The sequence below is a fragment of the Noviherbaspirillum sp. genome, assembly GCF_035944575.1.
GTDB lineage: Bacteria > Pseudomonadota > Gammaproteobacteria > Burkholderiales > Burkholderiaceae_D > Noviherbaspirillum.
In genome coordinates, this window is the sequence record NZ_DASZBA010000202.1 from 1 (window position 1) to 6,389 (window position 6,389).

At 63.6% G+C, this 6,389-nt stretch carries 5 protein-coding genes and 1 pseudogene; 5 read left to right on the plus strand and 1 reads right to left on the minus strand.

Annotation, left to right across the window (positions count from 1 at the left end; genetic code table 11):
- A pseudogene (locus VGU61_RS16110) lies at positions 1-393 on the plus strand (hypothetical protein); the annotation flags it as partial.
- A gap of 319 nt (positions 394-712) precedes the next feature.
- On the plus strand, positions 713-2,119 hold the full coding sequence (locus VGU61_RS16115; protein ID WP_326860222.1) for a hypothetical protein: 1,407 nt from the start codon (positions 713-715) through the stop codon (positions 2,117-2,119).
- A gap of 4 nt (positions 2,120-2,123) precedes the next feature.
- Here VGU61_RS16115 and VGU61_RS16120 read toward each other — a convergent pair whose 3' ends face one another.
- Positions 2,124-3,179 (minus strand): NAD(P)-dependent alcohol dehydrogenase, encoded by a 1,056-nt coding sequence (locus VGU61_RS16120; RefSeq protein WP_326860223.1) that lies wholly within the window; start codon positions 3,177-3,179, stop codon positions 2,124-2,126.
- 220 nt (positions 3,180-3,399) lie between these two features.
- On the opposite strand from VGU61_RS16120, the gene VGU61_RS16125 reads away from it, so the two are divergent.
- From VGU61_RS16125 to VGU61_RS16135, 3 genes are all read left to right on the plus strand, one after another.
- Positions 3,400-4,428, plus strand: a complete 1,029-nt coding sequence (locus tag VGU61_RS16125) for a DctP family TRAP transporter solute-binding subunit (protein WP_326860224.1) — start codon at positions 3,400-3,402, stop codon at positions 4,426-4,428.
- An 87-nt stretch (positions 4,429-4,515) separates the two neighbouring features.
- A complete protein-coding gene (locus VGU61_RS16130) occupies positions 4,516-5,037 on the plus strand; it encodes a TRAP transporter small permease (RefSeq protein WP_326860225.1) in 522 nt (173 codons plus the stop codon).
- Positions 5,034-6,323 carry a TRAP transporter large permease gene (locus VGU61_RS16135; protein ID WP_326860226.1) on the plus strand — a complete coding sequence of 430 codons (1,290 nt, stop codon included), beginning with the start codon at positions 5,034-5,036 and terminating at the stop codon, positions 6,321-6,323. Before VGU61_RS16130 ends, VGU61_RS16135 begins: the two co-directional genes overlap by 4 nt.
- Positions 6,324-6,389: the final 66 nt, after the last annotated feature.

Here is a 6,389-nt window from a genome sequence, read left to right on the forward strand (position 1 = left end):
GTCGCCAGCGTGCGGCGCGTCACCGACATCATCAGCGAGATCGCCGCCGCCAGCCATGAGCAGACCAGCGGCATCGAGCAGATCAACCAGGCCATCAGTCAGATGGATGAAGTCACCCAGCAGAATGCTTCGCTGGTCGAGGAAGCAGCCGCCGCATCGGAAGCGATGCAGGGGCAGGCGGACAACCTCGCGCAGCTGGTCAGCGTCTTCAAGCTTGACGGCAGCCAGCGCACGGCGCCGGCGTCGATCGCCAAGGCGCCCGCTGCGGTTGCCAAGCCGGCCGCCAAGCCGTTGGCACGCAACGGCCGCAGCGGCATGCCCGTAGCGGCGCCGCAGGCACGCAAGGTCGCGCTGCAGCAGAAGCCGGCGGAAGGCGATTGGGAAGAGTTCTGATGGCGCCCTGTCAACGCCAAGGGCATGGCGATAACCGATAGCGATTGAAATAAGCACAACCGGCGGACGCTCCCCGTCCGCCGGCCAAGGGGGCCGGATGCAAGATCCGGCCCGCTTTGGAAAGTTTTTTACAGTTCATTTTGCCTGCCTGGCATACAATCGGCAGCAACTCCACACCGACATCACTCAGCCTTCGCACCGCCGCCTGAGGAAACCCCACATCGAGAAGCCATGCCCCAGCAGTCCGCCGCCCGATTCATACGGCATTCCCTACACCACCGCGCCGTGACGGCGGCACACTAGCCGGTCCAGGCATTCCATGGAAATCAAGCCCGCCTCCAGCGGCCTCCCTCTTGCCGCCGCTGTTGGCGCCGTCGTGGTCATGATGATCACCACCCTGTGGCGCGCGTTCGGCGGACCGGCCGCCTTGTCCGCCGTGCTGTTTGCCGCTGCGGCGGTGCTGATCGCGGTGGAATACCGCAACATCCCGCCCCGCCTTCGCACCACGTCGCTGCTGTTGCTAGCCACCAGTGTCGTCCTGCTGCCATTCACCCGCTCTCCGCTGGCAGCGGTGCAGCGCGGCATCTTCGTATCCGGCCTGTTGCTGGCGCTGATGGCGAGCGTGATGCTGCTGGCGCGCTGCGCATTGCGCAGCCGGCATGTGCAGATCGTCGGCACCAATCTGCGCGGCCAGCCGTCGGGCCAGCGCTACCTCAGCTTCAATATCGCCGGACAGGTCTTTTCCGGCATGCTCGGCCTGGCCGGCGCCAACATCATGCTGGTGATGGCCGCGCCGCCCGACGAGGGAAAGAGCCCGACACGGACCGCCACCGTGATTGCCGTGACCCGGGGCTTCGCCGCCGCAGGCTTCTGGAGCCCGGTGTTCGGCAACATGGCGATCCTGCTGGCGCTCTATCCCAGCCTGCATTGGATCGAGGTCTTTCCGGTCGGCGCCGGGCTGGCGCAGATCACCATCGTGGTCGGCGTGCTGGTGAACCGATTCAGCAGGAAGACGCTGCCGCCTGCCGAGCCGCAAGGTGCGGCTGATACGGTTCCCGACGTCCCCCCACCGCTGGCGAGTGCCGCCATCCCGGTGCTGCTGATCATGTTCGGCTTTCTCGGTACGGTGCTGATCACCAGCAGCCTGCTGAAGATCGGCATCACCGCATCGATCGTCCTGGTCGGACCGGTGGTGGCCCTTCTGCTCAACATCGTGCTGGCCGATCCGGGACGCCGCATCCCCGATGCGCTTGTGCGCATGGGAGAGGGTGCGACGTTGCAGTTTCCGCGCCTGGCAAGCGAAGCCATCCTGTTCACTGCCGCGGGCTGCGCCGGCAGCATCATGGCCGATGCCTTCCCGCAGCCGTGGGTGGAACAGGTCGGATTGCTGCTGGGCGGGATGCCGTTCCTCGGCATCGCCTTCCTGATGGCCAGCATCATGGGCATCGCGCTTGCCGGCATCCATCCGGTGCTCACGGCGGTGTTCATGGCATCGACCATGACGCCGCAGGTGCTCAACCTGCCGCCGCTGGTGCATATTTCCGCCATTCTCACTGGCTGGGGGCTGTCGGCCTGCCTGACGCCGTACTCGGTGCTGTCGCTGACGGCGAGCCGCTATGCGGGCGTGGGCCTGTACCAGATCAGCCTCGGCAAGAACTGGGCATTCGCGTTGTTCAACGCATTGCTCGCCAGTGTCCTGCTGACCGTGCTGGCGATGCTGCTGTAAGCGGTTATGCTTCGCCGCGCAGCGACGCCATGTCGATCACGAAGCGGTAACGCACATCGCTTTTCAGCATGCGTTCATAGGCGGCATTGATCTGCTGGATCGGGATCATTTCGATATCGGACACGATGTCGTGCTCGGCGCAGAAATCCAGCATCTCCTGGGTTTCCGCAATGCCGCCGATGAGCGAACCGGCAAGCCGGCGACGCTTCATGATCAAATTGAATACCTGCGGCGATGGATGCGGTTCGGCCGGTGCGCCGACCAGCGTCATGGTGCCTTCGCGCTTGAGCAGCACCATGAAGGCATCGAGGTCGTGGCGCGCCGCCACGGTATTAAGGATGAAGTCGAAGCTGTTTGCATGCGCGGCCATCTCGCCGGCATTGCGTGATACCACCACCTCGTCGGCGCCGAGGCGCTGCGCATCCGCCTTCTTGTCGGGCGAGGTGGTAAACAGCACGGTGTGCGCGCCCATTGCATGCGCCAGCTTGATGCCCATGTGGCCGAGGCCGCCGAGACCAACGATGCCCACCTTCTGTCCCTTGCCGACCTTCCAGTGACGCAATGGCGAGTAAGTGGTGATGCCGGCGCACAACAGGGGCGCCGCCGCGGCCGGGTCGAGCTTGTCGGGAATGCGCAGCACGAATTTCTCGTTGACTACGATGTTGTTCGCATAACCACCGTAGGTCATGCCGCCGGAATGCATCTCCTCGCCGTTGTAGGTGCCGACAAAGCCGTTCTCGCAATATTGCTCCAGTCCCTCTGCGCAACTGCTGCAGTGCTGGCAGGAATCCACCATGCAGCCGACGCCGGCAATATCGCCCGGCTTGAAGCGGCTGACCTGTTCGCCGACGGCGGCAACGCGGCCCACGATTTCATGACCCGGCACCACCGGATACACCGTGTTGCCCCATTCGTTGCGCGCGGTGTGCAGATCCGAATGGCATACGCCGCAATAGAGGATGTCAATGTGCACGTCGTGCGGGCCGGGCGTGCGTCGTTCGAAACGAAGGGATTGCAGGGGCGCATCCGCGCGATGGGTGCCATAGCCGATGGATTGCATGTTGATCCTCAGGAAGTGCCGGAATGGCAAGGTAGATGAAATATGTTCAAGGTGGACCCGGCGTGCACCCGGCGGTTCCATATCCGTTACCTATCGGCGGAGGCAGTTGCTGCATGCGCAAGATTGCTGTAAAAAGTCGGCTGTATCACGCCACGCGTCTCGTCCGGGACGACCGCGCAGCGCAATGCATCAGCGCCACACAATTCATCAAGGAGACTCCATGTACCGCCCCCTGTTCGCTCTCGCGGCTGCTGCCGCATTCGTCCTTTCCGCGCCTGCGCAGGCGCAGGCGCAGCAGAAGTATCAACCCGAATACCGGCTGTCGACCGTCCTCGGCACCGCCTTCCCCTGGGGCAAGGGCGGCGAGCGTTGGGCGCAGCTTGTCAAGGAAAAGACCGAAGGCCGCATCAATATCAAGATGTATCCCGGCACGTCGCTGGTCGCCGGCGACCAGACGCGCGAATTCACCGCCATCCGCCAGGGTGTAATCGATCTCGCAATCGGCTCGTCGATCAACTGGTCGCCGCAGGTGAAGGAACTCAATCTGTTCTCCCTGCCTTTCCTGATGCCCGACTACCGCGCCCTCGATGCGCTCACGCAAGGCGAGGTCGGCAAGGAATTGTTCAAGGTGATCGAGAAGAACGGCGTCGTGCCGCTGGCCTGGGGCGAGAACGGCTATCGCGAGGTCAGCAATTCCAAGCGCGAGATCCGCACGCCGGCTGACATGAAAGGCATGAAGTTCCGCGTGGTCGGCTCGCCGCTGTTCAACGACACTTTCACCGCATTGGGGGCCAACCCGACGCAGATGAGTTTCGCCGACGCGCAGCCTGCGCTGGCGTCCGGCGCGGTCGACGGCCAGGAAAACCCGGTTTCCGTTTTCCTCGGCGCGAAGATCCATAGCCTCGGACAGAAGTACCTGACCGTCTGGGGTTACACCGCCGATCCGCTGATCTTCGTCGTCAACCGCAAGGTGTGGGAGAGCTGGAGCAAGGCCGACCAGGAGGCAGTGCGTGCCGCCGCCATCCAGGCCGGCAAGGAAGAAATCGCGCTGGCGCGCAAGGGCCTGACCGAAACCGACAGCAGCCTGTACAAGGAGGTCGAGGGCCTCGGCGTGAAGGTTACCCGCCTGACCCCTGCCGAAGTCGGCGAATTCAAAAAGCTGACCCGTCCGGTCTACGACAAGTGGGCCAAGACGGTCGGCACCGGCCTCGTCAAGAAAGCGGAAGCGGATATCGCCGCGCGCAAGTAAACCGCTGATCGCTGTTGATCCATTTGATACATTTGCGCCGCCCGCTGCCCCGGGCGGCGCTTTCTTTATGCAACCGGAATTATCTGTATGAGTGATTTGCCTGATGAGGCTTCGGCACGCGGGGAGACGCCGCCGCGCGTATCCGTGAAGATCGAGGAATTTTGCGCCGCAATGGCGATGGCACTGCTGTGCTGCATTACCTTCGCCAACGTGGTGGTGCGTTACCTGACCGATGTGTCGTTCGCCTTCACCGAAGAGTTTTCGGTGTTCCTGATGGTGGTACTGACCTTGTTCGGCGCATCGGCCGCCTTCGCCCGCGACCGCCATATCCGCATGACCTTCATCACCGATCGTCTGCCGAAGACGCTCGCCAGGAAGTTGGAGTATGCCGTTCTCCTGCTGGGCATCGTGATGTTTGGGGTGATGGCCTGGTATGGCAGCTTCCTGTTCTGGGACGACTGGACCTATGAGACTACCTCGCCTGGCATCGGCATTCCGCAATGGATCTATACCATTTGGCTGCCGCTGCTGTCGGCCGTCATCCTGCTGCGCATCCTTGGCCGCCTGATCCGCGTCAGCCGCCAGCCACTCGACGGAGGTGCGCCATGATCGCCGAAGGCAGCCTCATTCTTTTTCTCGGCTTCGCCGTGCTTCTGGCCATCGGCGCGCCGCTCGCCATCGCGCTGGGCGTGGCCGGCACGGCAGTCATCCTGATCGAAGGGCTTGGCATCATGTCGGTGCCGACCAATGCCTACAACGGCATTGCAAAGTATCCGCTGCTGGCGCTGCCGGTGTTCGTGCTGGCCGGCATGATCTTCGAGCGCGCCGGCGTCGCGGTGCGCATCGTTCGCTTCGCGTCGGCGGTCGTCGGACAGCGCCGCGGCGCGCAAGGCATCGTCGCCATCCTCGTCTGCATGTTCCTCGGCGGGATCTCGGGTTCCGGCCCGGCTGATGCGGCGGCGGTTGCGATGGTGATGATTCCGGCGATGTTCCGGCAGGGTTATCCGAAGGAATTTTCCGCCACGCTGATCGCCGCCGCCGGCTCCACCGCGATCCTGATCCCGCCGTCGATCGCGCTGATCGTCTACAGCGTGCTGGTGCCGGCGGCTTCGGTGCCCGCTCTGTTTGCCGGCGGCGTCATTCCCGGCATCCTCGCCGGCCTGTCGCTGGTACTGCCGACAGTCTGGTTTTCATGGAAGAACGGCTGGGGTCTCGCATCGAACGAGCCGGCGCCGACATTCTGGAACAGCTTCAAGGAAGCGATCTGGGGTCTGCTCGCGCCGGTCATCATTCTCGGCGGCCTGCGCACCGGCCTCTTCACGCCGACCGAGGCGGCGGTGGTCGCCGCTTTCTACGGCCTGATCGTGGGCATGTTTGTGTATCGCACGCTGAGCCTGCGCACGCTGTACCAGGTGCTGGTGGAGTCGGCGGAAATCTCCGCCGTGGTGCTGCTGATCATTTCCCTCGCCGGCGTCTTTGCCCATGCCGGCGCCACGCTGGGCGCCTTCGATGCCTTCGCCAACCTGCTGCTCGGCCTGACGGGCAACGAAGCGCTGATGCTGGCGATGATCATGGTCATGCTGCTGGTCGCCGGCATGCTGCTGGACGCGGTATCGATCTATCTGGTGTTCCTGCCTATCCTGCTGCCGATCATGGCGATCTACAAATGGGACCCGGTCTGGTTCGGCATCATCATGACGATGAACCTGGCGATCGGCCAGTTCACGCCGCCGATGGCGGTGAACCTGATGGTGACCACGCGGGTCGCCAACATCACGATGGAATCAACGGTGGGCTGGGCGCTGTGGATGGTGGCGTCGATGCTGCTGGCGCTGATACTGGTAGCGGTGTTTCCGCAACTGGCCCTGTGGCTGCCTCAGTCGCTGGGTTATTGAAGACGGCTTCACGGACCTCCGTGAAGCCATTCTTTCTGCTCCTGCCTCGTCAGCCGGTCGGCCGGG